Below are 2,880 nucleotides of genomic sequence, written 5' to 3'. Positions count from 1 at the left end.
GTTCTGGGATTCTTAGGCTCTTTTTATCGCTACGAGGGCCTGCATATTCTGCTCGATGCTCTGGCGTTATTAGTGCCGAAATTTCCGGCATTAAAGTTGTTACTGGTTGGCGGTGGTCTGCAAGAAGCCGCGCTGCGTGCTCAGGCCGAGCAACTTAACATCAGCCAGGCCGTGATCTTTACCGGCCGGGTTGCGCATAAAGATATCAGCCGCTATTACAGTCTGGTCGATATTTTTGTCTACCCCAGAGAAGCCATTCGCCTGACCGAACTGGTGACGCCGTTAAAACCACTGGAAGCCATGGCGCAGCAAGGCTTAGTGGTGGCGTCCGATATCGGAGGCCATCGCGAGCTGATCCGCCACAATGACACCGGCGTTTTGTTTGAAGCCGATAAACCAGAAAAACTGGCCGAGGTACTGCAGCAGTTACTGCAACATCCTGACGATTGGGGTCGCATCAAGGCCAACGGCCGGCGCTTTGTGGAACAAGAGCGCAATTGGCAACAAAGCGTTGCCACTATACTGCCGGTCTATCAACAGCTGACCGGGGCAGCCAGATGAGAATATTGTTAGTTGGCCCTGTGCCACCGCCGAACGGCGGTATGGCGATGCAAACAGCGCAATTGCAACAGTTGCTAACGGCCGATGCAAGCTGCAGCGTAACGCTGCTGGCAGTAAACGCGCCCTATCAACCAGCCTGGCTTGGCCATATCCCGCTAGTGCGGGCTTTTGCCCGCTTAGTGCTTTATATCTGGCGCTTGCATCAACAGCTAAAAACCACGGACCTTGTTCACCTGATGGCGAACTCCGGCTGGGCCTGGCATTTATTTGCCAGCCCGGTACTGTTGTTGGCCCGTTGGCACAGCAAGCCTGTAGTGCTGAATTATCGTGGTGGCTCAGCGCAGCAGTTTTTAAAAAAGCAGCATAAATGGGTATTACCCTTTATGAAGATGGCATCAGCTATAGTCACGCCTAGTCCCTATTTACAACGGGTATTTGCCCAATATCAGCTACACGTCAGTGTGATTGCCAATATTATTAATACTGGTATGTTTAAACCTGCAACAGCATCCGTTGCAAAGCAAAACTTACATCTGGTTGTTACCCGCAATCTGGAACCCTTGTATGACATTGGCACAGCCATACGCTGCTTTGCTGCGTTGCAACAGCATTACCCTGACAGCCAAATGTCTATAGCCGGCTCAGGGCCTTGCCTGGCGGAACTGCAAGCTCTGGTCAGCACTTTGCAGCTTGAACCTAAGGTGCATTTTGTCGGGCGTCTTAACCGCGAGCAAATTGTCGCGCTATATCAAAGCGCAGATATTATGCTCAACCCCAGTACAGTCGATAATATGCCCAACTCTATTCTGGAAGCGCTGGCCTGTGGTGTATTGGTGGTCAGTACGGCGGTAGGTGGCATCCCCGATATGCTCGAACACAATAGCCATGCTCTGCTGGTGGCGCCAGGCCAGCCCGAGCAGATGGCCGAAGCTTGTCTGCAGCTATTGCAACAACCTGAGTTGGCAAAACACCTGCAGCGACAAGGCCTGTTGCTGGTTCAGCAACTACAACCTGATGTCATCTTGCCACTTTGGCTTAAGCTCTATCAACAGTTAGGTCACTCTGATGCGTGATATAATTCTTTTTTTAATTATTACCGGCTCATTGCCATTTATTTTTAAAAAGCCCTTTTTTGGCGTTTTGATGTGGTGCTGGATAGCATACATGGTACCGCACAGGCTGGCCTGGGGATTTATGCAATATTTCCCGGTAGCCTCTCTTGTTGGCGGGACTTTTTTACTCGCTTACTTATTTAGTAAAGAGCCAAAAAAACTGCCTCTTTCCATGCCTATAGTGTTTATGATCTTACTGATTGCCTGGATGATTATTACTTTCAGTATGAATGTCAGAGACAGTCACACTATAATGATGATTGACAAAGTACTAAAAATTCAGATATTTACGCTTGTGATGCTGACATTATTTACCAGCAAATGGCGCATTCAGGCCGCACTTTGGGTCGTAGCCTTAAGCATTGCATTTTACGGTTTTAAAGGTGGCATTTATACCATTCAAACCGGCGGCAGTGGCCGGGTATGGGGGCCAACGGGAGGCTTTTTTTATGGTAATAATGAACTCGCCCTGACCTTGCTGGTTAATCTGCCTATTCTGTATTTTCTTCGCACTTTAGTTCCCGATAAGTATCGCTGGTTAAAATGGTTATTAGTGTTGACCATGGCTTTATCAGTCTTGGCTGCGCTTGGCACTCAGTCCCGGGGCGGCTTGGTAGCCTGTATCTGCGTCGCCATCTTTCTCTGGTATAAAAGCCCGCATAAAATCGCGTTATTATTGGCATTCTGTTTATCTGTGCCAGTGGTTTACCAGTTTATGCCTGACAGCTGGCATCAACGAATGTCTACTATCATCGAGCCTGATCGGGAAAGTTATGATGGTTCAGTGCAGGGCCGCTTTAATGCCTGGGAAATGTCATTTAATTTGGCTAAGGAAAACGTATTTGGCGGCGGTTTTAATGGCTTTAAACCTGAAAACTTCCTGATCTATGCCCCTAACCCCAATCGGGTAGATGGTGCACATAGCATTTATTTTCAGATGATTGGCCATCATGGTTTTATTGGGTTAGCCCTTTTCTTAGGCATTTTCATTTTCACCTGGTTTAGTGCCAATAATATTATCAGAATGGCCGGTAATGACCCCAATTGGCAATGGGCTAATCTGTTGGCCAGAATGCTGCAATGCAGCTTAATTGCCTTTGGCAGTGGTGGTGCCTTTCTTGGCCTGGCGTATTTTGATTTGCCTTACCATCTGGTTATTACGATTGTGGCGTTAGAGCAGCTGTTGAAAAAGCACCGAGCTGCTGAA

At 48.2% G+C, this 2,880-nt stretch carries 3 protein-coding genes; all 3 read left to right on the top strand.

Translation table 11 applies throughout. The annotated features are described in order from the left end of the window. Positions 1-561: glycosyltransferase (locus tag V7D78_RS16800; RefSeq protein ID WP_333609603.1), on the top strand; the 561-nt coding region annotated here is incomplete at its 5' end. Beyond that, positions 558-1,634: a glycosyltransferase family 4 protein gene (locus V7D78_RS16795; RefSeq protein WP_333609602.1), complete on the top strand. Its 1,077-nt coding sequence runs from the start codon at positions 558-560 to the stop codon at positions 1,632-1,634. The genes V7D78_RS16800 and V7D78_RS16795, both read left to right, overlap by 4 nt. After that, the coding region (locus V7D78_RS16790; protein WP_333609601.1) for a putative O-glycosylation ligase, exosortase A system-associated at positions 1,627-2,880 on the top strand (1,254 nt) is incomplete at its 3' end. The genes V7D78_RS16795 and V7D78_RS16790, both read left to right, overlap by 8 nt.

It is taken from the genome of Arsukibacterium sp. (assembly GCF_036735525.1).
Classification (GTDB): Bacteria; Pseudomonadota; Gammaproteobacteria; order Enterobacterales; family Alteromonadaceae; genus Alishewanella.
Note: the sequence above shows the minus strand (reverse complement) of the source record. Positions and strands in the feature narration are given on the sequence as shown.